Origin of the sequence: Jejuibacter sp. L23 (assembly GCF_050815825.1) — a bacterium.
Classification (GTDB): Bacteria; Pseudomonadota; Gammaproteobacteria; order Enterobacterales; family Enterobacteriaceae; genus Jejubacter; species Jejubacter calystegiae.
Map to the genome: position 1 here is coordinate 3,755,927 of NZ_CP138199.1, position 15,065 is coordinate 3,770,991.

15 protein-coding genes are annotated in these 15,065 nt (G+C 59.1%); 2 read left to right on the forward strand and 13 right to left on the reverse strand.

Annotation, left to right across the window (positions count from 1 at the left end; all coding sequences use genetic code 11):
* Positions 1 to 21: 21 nt before the first annotated feature.
* The 8 genes from cvpA to pdxB all read right to left on the reverse strand — a co-directional run bounded on the left by cvpA (position 22) and on the right by pdxB (position 7,428).
* The gene (gene cvpA, locus SCU88_RS17910) at positions 22 to 507 is read right to left on the reverse strand and encodes a colicin V production protein (protein ID WP_138098649.1); all 486 of its coding nucleotides are present in this window, start codon (positions 505 to 507) and stop codon (positions 22 to 24) included.
* A gap of 176 nt (positions 508 to 683) precedes the next feature.
* Positions 684 to 1,319, reverse strand: a complete 636-nt coding sequence (dedD, locus tag SCU88_RS17915) for a cell division protein DedD (protein WP_175341224.1) — start codon at positions 1,317 to 1,319, stop codon at positions 684 to 686.
* A complete protein-coding gene (gene folC, locus SCU88_RS17920) occupies positions 1,309 to 2,574 on the reverse strand; it encodes a bifunctional tetrahydrofolate synthase/dihydrofolate synthase (RefSeq protein ID WP_431810035.1) in 1,266 nt (421 codons plus the stop codon). Before folC ends, dedD begins: the two co-directional genes overlap by 11 nt.
* A 71-nt stretch (positions 2,575 to 2,645) precedes the next feature.
* On the reverse strand, positions 2,646 to 3,572 hold the full coding sequence (gene accD, locus SCU88_RS17925) for an acetyl-CoA carboxylase, carboxyltransferase subunit beta (protein ID WP_175341225.1): 927 nt from the start codon (positions 3,570 to 3,572) through the stop codon (positions 2,646 to 2,648).
* Positions 3,573 to 3,719: 147 nt separating this feature from the next.
* Positions 3,720 to 4,388, reverse strand: coding sequence for a DedA family protein (locus SCU88_RS17930; RefSeq protein ID WP_175341226.1), 669 nt, complete (start codon positions 4,386 to 4,388; stop codon positions 3,720 to 3,722).
* Positions 4,389 to 4,411: 23 nt separating this feature from the next.
* Positions 4,412 to 5,221 (reverse strand): tRNA pseudouridine(38-40) synthase TruA, encoded by an 810-nt coding sequence (gene truA, locus SCU88_RS17935; protein ID WP_175341227.1) that lies wholly within the window; start codon positions 5,219 to 5,221, stop codon positions 4,412 to 4,414.
* Positions 5,221 to 6,234: an aspartate-semialdehyde dehydrogenase gene (locus SCU88_RS17940; protein WP_138098661.1), complete on the reverse strand. Its 1,014-nt coding sequence runs from the start codon at positions 6,232 to 6,234 to the stop codon at positions 5,221 to 5,223. The genes truA and SCU88_RS17940 overlap by 1 nt, the downstream gene beginning before the upstream one ends.
* A 57-nt stretch (positions 6,235 to 6,291) precedes the next feature.
* The gene (gene pdxB, locus SCU88_RS17945; protein ID WP_175341228.1) at positions 6,292 to 7,428 is read right to left on the reverse strand and encodes a 4-phosphoerythronate dehydrogenase PdxB; all 1,137 of its coding nucleotides are present in this window, start codon (positions 7,426 to 7,428) and stop codon (positions 6,292 to 6,294) included.
* Between the two features lie 213 nt (positions 7,429 to 7,641).
* Here pdxB and flk point away from each other — a divergent pair, with 213 nt between their 5' ends.
* Positions 7,642 to 8,652 (forward strand): flagella biosynthesis regulator Flk, encoded by a 1,011-nt coding sequence (flk, locus tag SCU88_RS17950; protein WP_138098665.1) that lies wholly within the window; start codon positions 7,642 to 7,644, stop codon positions 8,650 to 8,652.
* A gap of 27 nt (positions 8,653 to 8,679) precedes the next feature.
* Here flk and SCU88_RS17955 read toward each other — a convergent pair whose 3' ends face one another.
* Together SCU88_RS17955 and fabB are read right to left on the reverse strand one after the other, a co-directional pair.
* Complete coding sequence (locus SCU88_RS17955; RefSeq protein WP_175341229.1) at positions 8,680 to 9,858, reverse strand: arabinose transporter; 1,179 nt, start codon at positions 9,856 to 9,858, stop codon at positions 8,680 to 8,682.
* A 69-nt stretch (positions 9,859 to 9,927) separates the two neighbouring features.
* A complete protein-coding gene (fabB, locus tag SCU88_RS17960; protein ID WP_138098669.1) occupies positions 9,928 to 11,145 on the reverse strand; it encodes a beta-ketoacyl-ACP synthase I in 1,218 nt (405 codons plus the stop codon).
* Between the two features lie 163 nt (positions 11,146 to 11,308).
* Between fabB and mnmC the strand changes: the two genes are divergently transcribed.
* Entirely contained in the window at positions 11,309 to 13,360 is a 2,052-nt protein-coding gene (gene mnmC / locus SCU88_RS17965) for a bifunctional tRNA (5-methylaminomethyl-2-thiouridine)(34)-methyltransferase MnmD/FAD-dependent 5-carboxymethylaminomethyl-2-thiouridine(34) oxidoreductase MnmC (protein WP_175341230.1), read from the forward strand.
* 53 nt (positions 13,361 to 13,413) lie between these two features.
* On the opposite strand, the gene SCU88_RS17970 is transcribed toward mnmC, so the two are convergent.
* The 3 genes from SCU88_RS17970 to SCU88_RS17980 are packed head-to-tail and all read right to left on the reverse strand — an operon-like array spanning position 13,414 to position 15,064.
* On the reverse strand, positions 13,414 to 13,692 hold the full coding sequence (locus SCU88_RS17970) for a YfcL family protein (protein WP_138098673.1): 279 nt from the start codon (positions 13,690 to 13,692) through the stop codon (positions 13,414 to 13,416).
* Positions 13,693 to 13,719: 27 nt separating this feature from the next.
* Positions 13,720 to 14,262 (reverse strand): elongation factor P hydroxylase, encoded by a 543-nt coding sequence (locus SCU88_RS17975; protein WP_175341231.1) that lies wholly within the window; start codon positions 14,260 to 14,262, stop codon positions 13,720 to 13,722.
* Positions 14,263 to 14,266: 4 nt separating this feature from the next.
* Positions 14,267 to 15,064 (reverse strand): sulfite exporter TauE/SafE family protein, encoded by a 798-nt coding sequence (locus SCU88_RS17980; protein ID WP_138098677.1) that lies wholly within the window; start codon positions 15,062 to 15,064, stop codon positions 14,267 to 14,269.
* Position 15,065 lies beyond the last annotated feature (1 nt).

The following is a 15,065-nucleotide window of genomic DNA, read 5'->3' on the forward strand; positions in this document are numbered from 1 at the left end:
TAAGCCGCAACCCCGGCGTGGTTACCGGGGCAAGAAACTTGACGAGCTTTGCAGATAGTCAAAGAACCATCTGATGATGAAACTGAATTGTGGGATAAGCTGCGACTTCTGCCAGTCTTCGCTCTTCGCCATACCGGTGAAAGAGTCCAGGAAGAAGAGGATGGCGGAGACAATCAGCACGCCCCTTAAGGCGCCGAAGCAGACCCCCAACACTCTGTCCGTTCCGGACAGGCCGGTCTTTTCGACCAGTTGGCCTATCACGTAGTTCACGACAGCACCGACGATAAGCGTGGCGATAAACAGTATCGTTATCGCTATCCCATTACGAACCAGTTCGTCCTCAAAGCCTGTGAACCAGGTTGCCAGGTAAGTGTAGTAGTGGCTCGCGACAAAGAAAGCGCATCCCCAGGTAACCAGCGACAGCGCTTCGCGCACAAACCCGCGGACCAGGCTTACCAGACAGGAAAAGCCGATGACCGCAATAATGGCGTAATCAATCCAGACCATATTCGTTCCGTACCTACTTGCCCTGACATCCTGTTCGGGGCGCATTCTAACAGAAAAAGAAAACGTTTGCGTAGCGGTTTCCTTCGCATCGCAGAAAAGAAAAAGTGGGCAAAAAACGTTCAACCGCTGATTGCCCACTCCCTCACATTTCGCCGTTCCGGCTTGCCCGGCGCCGGTTACGGACTGTAGTTCATCACGACACCGCTCAGGCCTGAAAGACTCTTCAGCTCTCCGAGGGATGATTTCAGTTTATCCTTCGACGCATCCGGTCCAACCAGAATGCGGGTGATTTTGCCCTGTACCGGCGTGGACGGAATAGTGTACACCCGGTAGCCAGCGCCGCGAAGTTTAGCCACGATTTCGCTGACCTTATCGGCGTTCTTCAACGCCCCCAGCTGTACCACGTATGCCTTACCCACCGGCGGTTTTTCCTGCTGAGCGGGTTTAGCAGGTTCAGGCGCTGGTTTCGGCTGCTCGCGCGGTTTCACCGGCTCAGGCTGCGCGACCGGTTCCGGCTCGCTGACTTGCGTCTCGGTACCGCCAGACAGTCGACGGGTATCCACCGTCGGCGTGGCGCTGCTGGCGCGGACCTCTTCGCCTGCCCCTTCCGGCGGCTGCGCCGGAAGCGCGGCGCCGGCATCCGGCAGCATATCCGGTTCATCGCTGTCCCCCGGTCTGGGAACCAGGGGAATGGCGGCAAACTCATCCTGATAATGCTTTTTCTGCCCGTCCAACAGACCTGGCAACACGATGACGCCCAGCGCCACCAGCACGATAGTGCCTACCAATCGGTTCTGAAACTTACTCGCCACCTCGTTTCACCGCCTCCATCTCTTCCATTACGTGGGCTACCGTGTGGAAAGAACCACACACCAGCACCGTATCCTGGGGCCGGGCCTCGCTTAAGGCACGGCGCCACGCCTGTGCCACGCTATCAAAACATTGCCCGTTACCAAGGTGCTCAATCAGCTGCTGCGCCGTCGCACCGCGCGGCCCCTCCAACGGAGCACAATACCAGCTATCCACCATCGGCTCCAGACAGGCAAGCGTACCGGCGATGTCCTTATCGTGCAGCATTCCCACCACCGCCAGTACCCGCCCTTCACGCGGCAGCGTCTTCAGGCGCCCGGCCAGATAAGCCGCTGCATGGGGATTATGGGCCACGTCGAGAATCACCCGCGGCGACTCGCCGACCTGCTGGAAGCGGCCCGGCAACATTGCCTGGCGTAGTCCTTCGCGAATGGCGGTCTCCCCTACCGGAAGATGACTGGCGCGCAGCGCCGCCAGCGCCGTGGCGGCGTTGGGCTGCGGCACAAGGGGTTGCGGTAGCGCTTCCAGCACGCCTGCGGCATCGCGATAGCGCCAGGTATCGCCGGTCACTTCGTAATCCCACTCCACCCCGCGGCGGCGCAGCATTGCGCCCTTTTCCCGGGCCACTTCGCTAATGGTTTCCGGCATATCCGGCTCCCCCACCACCGCAGATTTATCGGTACGGAAGATCCCCGCCTTTTCACGGCCAATACTTTCGCGATCCGGCCCCAACCAGTCGGTATGATCCAGCGCGATACTGGTAATCACCGCCACGTCGGCGTCCACGATGTTTGTTGCATCCAGACGGCCTCCCAGCCCCACCTCAAGAATGGCCACATCCAGCGATGACTGCTTAAACAGCCACAGCGCAGAAAGGGTGCCGTACTCAAAGTAGCTCAGCGAGGTTTCGCCGCGCGCGGCTTCGATTGCCGCGAATGAGGCGGTATGGCGCGTTTCCGGCAATTCTTCGCCCTGAATACGGACCCGTTCGGTATAGCGCACCAGATGCGGCGAACTGTAAACTCCAACCCGCAGCCCGGCAGAGAGCAGCATGGCTTCCAGAGTTCGGCAGGTGGTGCCTTTGCCATTGGTTCCGGCAACAGTAAAAACGAAAGGCGCTGGCTTCAGAACGTCCAGCGCGCTGCCAACCTGGCTTACCCGTTCCAGGCCCAGATCGATGGTTAAACTGTGCAGATTTTCAAGATAAGAAAGCCACGTGCCCAAAGACGACGTGGCTTGTGGAATAGATTTTTCCATGATGCCCGTTTCTGTAATCAGGGTTCAGAAATACGAAGGGCAGCGCCCTGCGGCCCTGCCCCTGTTCATCGTCAGGCCTGTGAATCCTGCTCTTGCACCGGTTCATCCGGCACGACGACGGGGTCGTGGGACGCTTCGGGATCCGGCGCCGGCAGATTCATCAGCTTAGCCAGCACGCTCGCCAGCTTCAGGCGCATTTCCGGACGACGGACGATCATATCGATGGCGCCCTTTTCGATCAGAAATTCGCTGCGCTGGAAGCCCGGCGGCAGTTTTTCACGTACGGTCTGCTCAATAACCCTTGGACCGGCAAAGCCAATCAGCGCCTTCGGCTCAGCGATATTAAGATCGCCCAGCATGGCAAAGCTTGCCGATACGCCGCCCATGGTCGGGTCAGTCAGCACAGAGATATAGGGCAGACCGCGCTCCTGCATTTTCGCCAGCGCGGCACTGGTTTTCGCCATCTGCATTAGCGACATCAGCGCTTCCTGCATACGGGCGCCGCCAGAGGCGGAAAAGCAGATCAGCGGGCAGTTATCTTCCAGCGCCTGCTCAACGGCCCGTACAAAGCGCGCACCGACCACAGAGCCCATAGAGCCACCCATAAAGGCAAACTCAAAGGCGGCAGCCACTACCGGCATACCGTGCAGGGTGCCCTTCATCACCACCAGCGCGTCTTTCTCACCGGTCTCTTTCTGGGCGCTCGCCAGGCGATCCTTATACTTTTTGGAGTCGCGAAACTTCAGCACATCTTTCGGCTCAAGCTCGCTACCGAGCTCCACCATGGAGCCTTCGTCCATCAGTGTATGCAGCCGCTCGCGCGCCGGCATACGCATATGGTGGTCGCACTTCGGGCAAACCTCCAGATTACGTTCCAGTTCGGCGCGATAGAGAACCTGCCCACAGCTGTCACACTTGGTCCACACCCCTTCCGGAATGTTCGCCTTGCGGGTAGGTGTAATATTGCTTTTATTGAGAATTCGTTCAATCCAGCTCATTGATGACCTTTCTGCCTGAACCTGGTCAATGCCAGTTTTTCTGTGGGACGCATGATGCCATTTTTGCCTGCCACAGGCCATAAATGTCGCTCATTAAAACATAACGGCCTGCGAGTTTGGACAAAAAACTGGTCTAACCCGTGATAATTACTCTTTCGCCTTCGCCTGACGGGCGGCAGCGCGCTTGTGACGCACCACTTCCACCACACCGGGCAGTACCGACAGCACGATAATCGCCACAATCAGCAGCTTCAGGTTTTCCTGTACCACCGGCATATTACCGAAGAAATAGCCCGCATAGGTAAACAGCAGTACCCAGAGTAACGCCCCGGTCACGTTATAGAAAGCGAAGTGGCGATAGGACATACGCCCCATTCCCGCCACGAACGGCGCAAAAGTGCGAACGATCGGTACAAAACGCGCCAGGATAATGGTTTTTCCGCCATGTTTTTCATAGAAGGCGTGGGTTTTATCAAGGTAGCTGCGGCGGAAGATTTTCGAGTTCGGATTGCTGAACAGCCTGTCGCCGAATAGCCGACCAATCGTATAGTTCACTGCATCGCCGATAATAGCGGCCACCACCATCAGCGCCACCATGGTATGTACATCCAGTTCGTTTGAAGGCAGAGACGCCAGCGCGCCCGCCACAAACAGCAGCGAATCCCCGGGCAGGAAAGGTGTTACCACCAGGCCCGTTTCACAAAACAGAATCAGGAACAGAATGGCGTAAACCCAAATCCCGTACTGCGCCACCATTTCGGCCAGGTGGGCATCAATATGCAGGATAAAATCAATAACAAAGCGGATGAAATCCATCGTGTTTTATTCCTCGGCTACTATCAGTCTGCCAGAAAAAGAGGCCCCATCGGGGGGCGCGGAAGCGCGAATTCTTCAGGGTAGTCCACCGCCACCAGGTACAGCCCTTCTGCCTTTGCCGTGGCCGCCGCAAGGGTGCGATCCTTCAACGCCAGCAGTTCGGCAATCCACCCTTCAGGCTGATTGCCACAGCCCACCTCCATCAGACTGCCGACGATGTTACGCACCATATGGTGGACGAACGCATTGGCCTTGATATCCACCATCACGTAAGCGCCGTGACGCGCCACGTTGATGTGCATCAGGTTGCGCCAGGGAGTACGCGACTGGCACTGCACCGCCCGAAACGAAGTAAAGTCGTTTTCCCCCAGCAGGCACTGAGCAGCCCGGTGCATTCGTTCGGCATCCAGCGGTGCATGGTAGTGGGTCACCCCCTGCTGCAACACCGCCGGACGCAGGCGGTGGTTGTAGATCAGGTAACGATAACGGCGCGCGGTGGCGCTAAAACGCGCATGAAACTTTTCCGGCACATTTTTCATCCAGCGTACCGCAATGTCTCCAGGCAAATTCGCATTTACGCCCAGCGTCCAGGCCGCATCTTTACGTAGCGCATGGGTGGTAAAGTGCACCACCTGACCGGTAGCGTGTACGCCAGCGTCGGTTCGCCCGGCGCAGAAGACCGTTACGGGTTCATTCGCCACCTGTGACAGCGCTTTCTCCAGTTTCTCCTGAACGCTACGCACCTCGCGCTGGCGCTGCCAGCCGTAATAACGGCTGCCGTCGTATTCGATGCCCAGCGCGATGGTGTAAAGCGGTTGCTGCTGCTCCGTCATTAGTACATATACTCCTGTACCAGTTTCTCGGCGGTTTTTATCGCCATCAGCGCACCACCGAAGCGTACGTTATCGGCCACCGACCAGAACTGGACCTGTTCCGGCATACCGTAGTCGTTACGCACGCAGCCGATAGAAAGCAGATCGTGACCGGAAGCATCTCCGACCTGGGTCGGGAAATCATTTTCTTCGCTAAGCTGGATATCTTCGCCACGCTCAAAGGCATCGCGCGCTTCGTCGCTGGCCAGCGGGCGCAGGGCTTCCATGCTCACTATCTGGGCATGACCGTAGAAAACCGGCGAACGGATGCAGCTGGCGGAAATCGGCAGGCCCTCATCCTGAAGCACTTTACGCACCTGATCGACGATGCGACGCTCTTCGCGCACGCTGCCATCGGCATCCGGCAGCAGCGGCAACAGGTTAAACGCCAGCTGGCGCCCAAAGTGATCGTCATCGTCAAGCGGCATGCCATTCAGCAGACGCGCGCTCTGACCGGCCAGCGCGTCCACCGCCACCTTACCCTGGGCCGAAGCGGCCAGTAGACTGGTGACCTGGAGGCGCGCCAGCCCGCCCTCTTCCATCAGCGGTTTTATCGCCACCAGCACCTGGCTGGTCAGACTGTCCGCTACGGCGACCAGATTACGGTTGCGGTAGTCCGCCAGCACGCCCGGGTTAACCTCCGGCACCACCAATGGTACATCGGGCTCCATCGCGAACAGGCCGCTGGAGTCAATAATCAGGCATCCTTCATCGGCGGCCTGCTGAGCATAGCGCGCCGAAGCCTCTTCACCCGCAACAAAAAACGCCAGTTGTGCCTGGCTCCAGTCAAAGGTTTCGGCATCTTCAACGACGAGACTTTTGCCCGCAAAACGCAGTCGTTCACCCGCGCTTGCGCTACGCGCCAGCGCATACAGCTCCCCAACCGGGAACTGGCGCTCCGCCAGCAGCTCTAACAGCGCTTCGCCCACGGCGCCAGTGGCGCCCAGCACGGCAATATTCCAGCCTTCAGACATGGTGGTTTACTCCAGACAATGACCGCCCACCCACCCTGTGGCGGACGGTCAACAGAATTAATGGGATGGATGGTGTACGGCGCCGAAGCCCAGCTTTTGCAGCAGAGCCGCCGTTGCGGCGTCGTCACATAATACGTAAAGCGAGGACCATTCGCGGCGTTCGGCATAGTTCTTACGCAGCTTGTCGAATTCGCCCGGTCGCCCCGCTGCATGACGCAGCAGCGCATCATCGCGGCGCACATCATACACCAGATGCGCCAGACGTTTCAGCAGCGCCTGGTTAAGGGGGCCATGTACCGCCAGACGCACCACGTCCGGCGTTGGCAACAGAGTATCCAGCGCCACCTGTTGGGATTGCCCCAGGAAAGTGCTGTAGGCTTCAAACACCTGGGTCGTGCCACGCGCTTTGCCTTCCAGAGTGTAGCCGGCGATATGCGCAGTGCCGATATCGACACGCTTAAGCAATTCCACGTCGAGATCCGGCTCCGGCTCCCATACGTCCAGCACCGTGCTCAACGCCTGTCCGGCCTCCAGACGACGGCGCAGAGCGGCGTTGTCCACCACAGGTCCGCGGCAGGCATTCACCAGGATAGCCCCGGGTTTCAGGCTGGCAATCAGCGCTTCATCGGCCATATGCAGCGTTTTATACTGCCCCTCTTTATAGAGCGGCGTATGGAATGTGAGAATATCGGCTTCCCGAACCAGGGTTTCCAGCGGCTGAAAATCACCGTCGTCGCCGCGGTCTTTACGGGGCGGATCGCACAGCAGAGTGCGAATGCCCAGCGCTTCCAGGCGCGCCTGCAGACGGGAGCCGACATTACCAACCCCGACAATCCCGACAGTACGATCGCGCAGCGCAAAACCATCGCGCTCCGCCAGCATCAGTAGCGCGGAAAAGACATATTCCACTACGGCAATGGCGTTACAGCCAGGTGCCGCCGAGAAACCAATGCCCTGCTGCGCCAGCCACGCCTGATCCACATGGTCGGTACCCGCAGTGGCGGTGCCAACAAATTTAACCCCATGCCCCTGCAATAGCGCCTCGTTCACCTTCGTGACCGAACGCACCATCAGCGCCTCTGCATCGCTCAGTTCTGACACCGGCAGCGGGCGGCCGGGAACAGCCTTCACCTCGCCCAGGCGGCTAAAAAGTTCGCGGGCGTAAGGCATATTTTCATCGACGAGAATTTTCACGTTACCGTACCTGTTTTTGTGCGGGAGAAGGGATCTCCCCGCAGCCACTTCAGATTACAATCGGGCCTGGATGGCAGCTCTGTGAGCACAGGGCAAACCCGTGCCTGCAATATGAAGTATAAAGGATATAAGTGTGCCATAATCCCGCCGCCAGGCCCAGACAGTGTCTGTTACTGCCGCTCAATGTTTTATCGTACAGAGTAAGGAATATCGATGATACAGCCCCTTTCAGGCGCCGGTGCGCATCCTCCGGGTGAACCTCCCGTTGGCCGCCCTCAGACCGCGCCTCAGCCTCTGACACCACAGCAGCGCACCGTGCTGGAGCGTCTGGTGACCCGTATCATCGCCCTGAGCCAGCAGCCTGGAGCCGGTGTCTGGGCCGCGCTAAAGCACGATTTGGGTATGAACAACGATCAGCCGCTACTGGCGCGTCACTTTCCCGCCGCCGAGCAGAATCTACAGCAGCGTCTGAGTCAGGCACAGGTCCGTCATGAGCCGCGTCAGGTACTGCAACAGCTCACCGTGCTACTCCAGCACGGCAATAACCGCCAGGCGGTGAGCGATTATATCCGCCAGCAGTTCGGGCAGACGGTGCTGAGCCAGCTTACGCCGGACCAGCTCAAACAGGTGCTGACCCTACTACAGCGCGGCGAGCTCTCTATCCCCCAACCGGTACAGCGCCCGGCCACCGAGCGCCCGCTGCTGCCTGCCGAGCATAACGCGCTCAATCAACTGGTGGGTAAGCTTTCCGCCGCCACCGGGGAGTCGGCGAAGCTTATCTGGCAGTCGATGCTGGAGCTGACCGGCGCAAAGCATGGAGCCCCCATAGCTGCCCGCCACTATGCGCCGCTGACCACCTGGTTACAGGCCCGTCTGATGCTGTCCCGCGAAAGCGCCCCGACTCTGCATAGCCTGCAGGCAGCGCTAAAGCAGCCGCTGGAAAGCAACGAATGGCGGGAGATCGGCGATTACGCCCGACAGCAGTATGGAGCTCTGCCCAACAGCATACTGACGCCGCCCCAGGTGCAGGATCTGTTAAATCAGCTCTTAATGCTGCGTTGCGATCGCGTTCGTAAAGAAGTCTCCCACCGTCAGGAGGAACATGTCCGGCAGGAGGTGCTGTTCGGCCCCATTATGGCGCCGCTGAATCAGTTGAAGGAGCGCCCAGGCCTGGCGCTGATCGTGGTGATTGCGGTTATCGCGTTACTCTGGTTGATGCTGTGAAAAGGCGCCCTTCGGGGCGCCTTTCAGTTAGCGACGAAACGCCGCCAGCGTGACCGCTATCCCCAATAACGCACTGATAGCGCCAGCAAGAAACACGGAAGGATATCCCATTGATGTGGCCAGAAGGCCAGTCAGCGGTCCGCTCACTCCGTAGGCGATATCCTGGAATGCGGCATATCCCCCTAACGCCGTGCCCCGCACCTGCGGCGCCACCCGTTTCACCACCTCAACGCCCAGCGCCGGAAAGATCAGCGAACACCCACAACCGGTCAGGGCCGCGCCGGTCAGCGCAATCCAGGCATTAGGCGCCTGCCACAGCAGCGTCAGGCCAATGGACTCTATCAGCAACGACACCACGGCGACCCGCACTCCGCCATAGCGATCCGGCATCCAGCCGAACAGAATACGCATCAGTACAAAAGCACAGCCAAATGCCGTCAGGGTAAAGCCCGCCATCGGCCAGCCGCGGCTGACAAACCACAGTGAGACAAAGGTACCAATAACCGCGAAACCTACCCCCTGAAGCGCCAGACCAATGCCCTGGGGCCAAATCTGCCCCACCACGCTCCACAGCGACGGACGCTCGCCATTATGGGTCGGTACGCGTCCCACGCCGGCATTAAACAACAGCGCCACCAGCGGCAACGCAACCGTCGTACCCGCCAGCGCCGCCACACCGAAGTGGCTGTGGATCCATAATCCCAGCGGTGCCCCCGCCGCCAGCGCGCCGTAAATCGCCATACCGTTCCAGGACATTACCTTACCGGAGCGTCGGGGCCCCACCAGTCCCAGCCCCCAGGCCAGGTTACCGGTCAACAGCTGACTTTCGCCAAAACCGAGGATCAGACGCCCCACCACCAGCAGGGCAAACTTCGCCGCCGTCGGCACCGGCAGGATCGCCGCCAGCAGCCAGGCCAGCCCGGCCAGCCCACAGGCCAGCATGCCCTGCATCACTGAACGTTTGGCGCCGCGCTGATCCGCCAGTTTACCGGCATAGCCGCGAGTCAGTACCGTGGCCAGGAACTGAATCCCTACCGCCACCCCGACCAGGGTATTGCCGTAACCCAGATCCTGATGCACAAACAGCGGAATCACCGGCAGCGGCAATCCGACGGTCATATAGGTCAGAAAGACGGCAAAGGCGATACGAAACAGCGACAGATTTTCTGATTGAGAGGCTTTTTTGCTTTGTTCTATGGCAGACATACTGCTGACTCCATCTGCTCCGGACGTAAAAAAGGCCGCTCGTGCGGCCTTTTCCATTCAGTACCTGAATCAGGCGCTGTATTTACGCATCACCAGCGTGGCGTTAGTGCCGCCAAAGCCGAAGCTGTTGGACATCACCGTAGTCAGCTGCTGCTCGGTCGGCTCGGTGACGATGTTCAGGCCTTTCGCCTGCTCGTCCATCTCTTCAATGTTGATGCTCGGCGCGATAAAGCCGTGCTCCAGCATCAGCAGAGAGTAGATAGCTTCCTGAACGCCTGCGGCCCCCAGGGAGTGACCGGTCATGGCCTTGGTGGCGGAGATAGCCGGGGTGGTATCGCCAAAGACTTCGCGGATAGCCCCCAACTCTTTCACGTCGCCGACCGGTGTGGAAGTACCGTGGCTGTTCAGATAGTCGATAGGGGTATCCACGCCATCCATCGCCATCTTCATGCAGCGTACCGCGCCTTCGCCAGAAGGTGCCACCATGTCGGCACCGTCGGAGGTCGCACCGTAGCCAACAATCTCGCCGTAGATATGAGCACCACGCGCCAGCGCGTGTTCCAGCTCTTCCACCACAACCATACCGCCACCACCTGCGATAACGAAGCCGTCGCGGCTTGCATCATAGGTACGGGACGCCTTATCCGGCGTGTCATTATATTTGGTGGAAAGCGCGCCCATGGCATCGAATTCACAGGCCATTTCCCAGCACAGCTCTTCGGCGCCGCCGGCAAATACGATGTCCTGCTTGCCCAGTTGGATCTGTTCGACCGCATTGCCGATACAGTGTGCGGAAGTTGCACAAGCGGAGCTGATGGAATAGTTGACGCCGTGGATTTTAAACGGAGTCGCCAGACAGGCGGAAACCGCAGAGGCCATCGCTTTAGTCACGACATACGGACCCACCGCTTTCAGGCCGCGCGGGCTGCGCATCGCATCGGCGCCGAACACCTGAGATTTAGAGGAGCCGCCGGATCCGGCAATCAGGCCCACTCGAGGGTTGTTCTGATAAACCTCGTCTTTCAGACCGGCATCTTCAATGGCCTGCTGCATGGAGAGGTATGCATAGATGGAGGCGTCGTTCATGAAACGGACCACTTTGCGGTCGATCATGCCGGTGGTGTCAAGTTTAACGTTGCCCCATACGTGGCTACGCATTCCGGAATCGACAAATTCCTGAGAGAAAGTGATCCCTGAGCGTCCTTCACGCAGAGATGCCAGGACTTCCTGCTGGTTATTACCGATGCTGGAAACGATGCCCAGGCCAGTAATCACTGCACGTTTCATTCAATACCTCTTTGCAAGTCAATGCACGATTAGTCATTTCGAGTCGCACAATAGCGTACACTTGTACGCCGAACAAGTCCGATCAGAGAATTAGTCGGGAAATTTGCGCACTCTTACACACATCGTTAAGATCGTTCTACTGCCTGTCAGACGAGCAACTTACGTGAAACAATCCTCTATACAACCGGCCAACCTCCACTTTAACGAAGAGGGTACACCTGTATCCCGAGAATTCGATGACGTCTACTTTTCTAATGATAACGGACTGGAGGAGACGCGCCATGTGTTTCTGGGGGGAAATCAGCTGCCGGAGAACTTTGCGCAGCACCCGCGTGAGCTGTTTATCACCGCCGAAAGCGGCTTCGGCACCGGGCTCAATTTTCTGACGCTCTGGCAGGCATTTAACACCTTTCGCGCCGCCCATCCCGAGGCAACGCTGAAGCGTCTGCACTTTATCAGCTTTGAAAAGTACCCGTTGACCAGGGACTCCCTGACTCGCGCACATAGCCACTGGCCCGAGCTGGCGGAGCTGGCTAACCAGCTTCAGAACAGCTGGCCGCTCCCCTTCTCCGGCTGCCACCGACTACTGCTGGATAATGGCCAGGTCACGCTCGATCTGTGGTTTGGTGATATTAACCAGACTATGTCACAACTGGATGACAGCTATCGCAATCAGGTCGATGCCTGGTTCCTTGACGGCTTCGCGCCTTCGAAGAATCCGGATATGTGGGTACCGGAACTGTTTCACGGCATGGCGCGACTGGCACGCCCCGGCGCCACGCTCGCTACCTTTACCGCTGCCGGGTTTGTGCGGCGTGGTTTACAGGAGGCGGGCTTTGCCATGGCGAAACGCAAAGGATTTGGCCGCAAGCGTGAAATGTTAACCGGTACGCTGGAAACCGCCCCGCCTGGGCATGGGCATGGGCAAACCCCGTGGTATCACCGCCCCCCAGCCCAGGGCCGGGAAGCGGCGCTAATCGGCGGCGGTATCGCCAGCGCGCTACTGGCGCTGGCGCTGCTCAGGCGCGGCTGGCAGATCACGCTCTACTGTGCGGACGATTCCCCGGCGCAGGGCGCTTCCGGCAACCGCCAGGGGGCACTCTATCCCCTGCTCAACCCCGGAGATTCCGCGCTGGCGGGCTTTTTCCCCGCCGCGTTCACCTTCGCACGCCGACTCTACGACGCCCTGCCGCTAACCTTCGAGCACGACTGGTGCGGCGTAACCCAACTGGCCTGGAATGAGAAGAGTCGCAACAAGATCGCCAAAATGTTGACCACAGGGCTACCGGACGCCATCGCCCGGGGCCTGAATAGCGGAGAGGCTGAACAACTGACTGGCGTGGCGACCGGCTGCGGCGGTATCAGTTATCCGCTGGGAGGCTGGCTGAATCCGGCGCAGCTCACCGCCGCCGCCCTCACGCTCGCTGTGGATAGGGGGTTGCAACTGCACTACCGCCGTCAAGTGGCCGATATCCAGCCTTCCGGTGACGGCTGGATGCTTCACTTCGCCGACGGCAAAACAAGCCGCCATCAGGCGCTGGTACTGGCCTGCGGTCATCAGATCGGCGGTTTTGCCCAGAGCGAAGCGCTACCGGTTTACCCGGTTGCTGGTCAGGTCAGTCATATCCCCTCAACGCCAGCGCTGGGCGCATTACGCCAGGTGCTGTGCTACGACGGCTATCTGACCCCACGCAGTCCGGGCTTCGACCAGCACTGCATTGGCGCCAGCTACCATCGGGGCGAAACCAGCACCGACTATCGGTCAGACGACCAGCAGCAGAATCGCCAGCGTCTGATCGACTGCTTCCCCGAAGCGCAGTGGGCCAGGGAGGTCGATATCAGCGCCGGTGAAGCGCGCAGCGGCGTACGCTGCGCCACCCGCGATCACATGCCGATGGTGGGCGCCGTTCCGGATTTTAACAGCACGGTCTCCCGCTATGCGCATCTGGCTGAACAGGCGACAACGCCAGAGCGGGTAGAAAATGCGCCGGTTTATCCGAATCTGTTTGTTCTGGGGGCCCTGGGATCGCGGGGACTGTGCAGCGCGCCGCTCACGGCCGAAATTCTGGCGGCGCAGATGAGCGGCGAACCGCTGCCGCTGGAGGCCACAACCCTGGCGGCGCTGAATCCGAATCGGTTATGGATCAGGAAGTTGTTGAAGGGGAAGGCCCTCTCCCTCACCCCAACCCTCTCCCAGGGAGAGGGTGTAGGTTGATACCGTCTTTGGGTTCCCTCTCCCCATTGGGGAGAGGGTTATGGTGAGGGGAATTACTGCGCCTTCGCCTTCTGGAACAGACGATCCCACATATCCAGTACCAGCGCCTGATCCGGGGGCGACAGCTCGCCCGCACCGATCGCCTTTTCCAGGCTTCCAGCCACGGTGGCATAGACCGCGTCCGGCGAGTGATCCTCGCCGTGTTCCAGTTCGGCCACCGCCAGCGTCAGATGGCCGCGCAGATAACCGCTGGCGAACAGTTCATCATCACTGGCGTGCTCCACCATATCGTCAATTAACGCCAGAATGCTTGCTTCAAAATCCGCGATCATCGTTTTTCCTCATCATAAATCTGTCGCTTACCGGAAATCTTCCGGCCACGGGAACTGCTCAGCCGCCAGAGGCGGCGTATGGTAATAGTGACGCAGGGCGTCGATAAAGCGCGCCGGTCGCGCCGGGATCCCCTGCTCAAGATACGCCATCACCTGGCCATGCACCCGACGCTGGAAGGCAATGCGATCCGGCTCGACATCCCCTTCCAGGTTGTCACAACTGACGTTAAAGGGATAACCCGCCGCCACGCAGAACAGCCAGTCCAGCGCCTGCGGTTTCACTTCGACATCCTCAAAGCGGCCCTGGGTCTGCGCATCGCGACCGTCCGGGCAGTACCAGTAGCCAAAATCCACCTGCTCACGACGTTTGGCGCCCGCAATACACCAGTGAGAGATCTCATGCAGGGCGCTGGCGTAAAAGCCGTGTGCGAAGATAATACGGTGATAACCGACCTCTTCATCTGCCGGAAGATAGATCGGTTCATCATCGCCTTTAATCAGACGGGTATTAAATTCATCGAAAAAACAGCTATCGAACACGTCGATAAGCTGCTCATAGTGATGTTTCATCGTGTTATGCCATCCCCAGCCAGTGGAGGAATTCCTGTCCATGACTGTCATATAACAGTTTAGCGCTCATCACCGCGGAGACGACCACGATCATCGGGCGGATCAACTGCTGTCCTTTGCTTAATACCAGGCGCGAGCCAAGGCGGGCGCCGCAGAACTGCCCGGCCATCATCACGAAGCCGGTCCCCCAGACCACCTTACCGCCGATAATAAACAGCAGCAGGCCGCCCAGATTCGAAGTGGCGTTCAACACCTTGGCGTGGGCCGTGGATTTCGCCAGGTTAAAGCCGCACAGGGTAACGAACGCCAGCGCGTAGAAAGAGCCCGCGCCGGGGCCGAAAAAACCGTCGTAAAAACCGACCATACCACCCGCCACCAGGGCGAATGGCAGACCGTACAGCCTGCGCTTACGATCCTCTGCGCCGATTTTCGGCATCAGCAGAAAGTAGAGGCCGATACCAATCACCAGCAGCGGCAAAATCTGACGCAGGATATCCGACTGAACGTGCTGCACCAGCAACGCGCCGCTGGTAGAGCCAATAAAGGTCATCAGAATATTCAGCTTCTGATCGGCCAGGTTCACCACCCGACGCCGGATAAAGTAGAGGCTGGCAGAGAGCGATCCCCCGCAGGCCTGCAACTTATTGGTAGCCAGCGCCTGAGCAGGCGACATACCCGCCGCCATCAGGGCAGGAACCGTTAACAGTCCACCGCCCCCGGCCAGGGCATCGATAAAACCGGCCAGAACAGCCACGAAAAACAGCACCACCAGAAGCAGTGGTGACACCATAAACCATTCCATT

Coding starts and splice junctions, on each gene's coding strand:
- cvpA (WP_138098649.1), bottom strand. CDS start 507: ATGGTCTGGATTGATTACGCCATTATTGCGGTCATCGGCTTTTCCTGT.
- folC (WP_431810035.1), bottom strand. CDS start 2,574: ATGGAAAAATCTATTCCACAAGCCACGTCGTCTTTGGGCACGTGGCTT.
- accD (WP_175341225.1), bottom strand. CDS start 3,572: ATGAGCTGGATTGAACGAATTCTCAATAAAAGCAATATTACACCTACC.
- SCU88_RS17930 (WP_175341226.1), bottom strand. CDS start 4,388: ATGGATTTCATCCGCTTTGTTATTGATTTTATCCTGCATATTGATGCC.
- truA (WP_175341227.1), bottom strand. CDS start 5,221: ATGACGGAGCAGCAGCAACCGCTTTACACCATCGCGCTGGGCATCGAA.
- SCU88_RS17940 (WP_138098661.1), bottom strand. CDS start 6,234: ATGTCTGAAGGCTGGAATATTGCCGTGCTGGGCGCCACTGGCGCCGTG.
- flk (WP_138098665.1), top strand. CDS start 7,642: ATGATACAGCCCCTTTCAGGCGCCGGTGCGCATCCTCCGGGTGAACCT.
- SCU88_RS17955 (WP_175341229.1), bottom strand. CDS start 9,858: ATGTCTGCCATAGAACAAAGCAAAAAAGCCTCTCAATCAGAAAATCTG.
- fabB (WP_138098669.1), bottom strand. CDS start 11,145: ATGAAACGTGCAGTGATTACTGGCCTGGGCATCGTTTCCAGCATCGGT.
- SCU88_RS17970 (WP_138098673.1), bottom strand. CDS start 13,692: ATGATCGCGGATTTTGAAGCAAGCATTCTGGCGTTAATTGACGATATG.
- SCU88_RS17975 (WP_175341231.1), bottom strand. CDS start 14,262: ATGAAACATCACTATGAGCAGCTTATCGACGTGTTCGATAGCTGTTTT.
- SCU88_RS17980 (WP_138098677.1), bottom strand. CDS start 15,064: ATGGAATGGTTTATGGTGTCACCACTGCTTCTGGTGGTGCTGTTTTTC.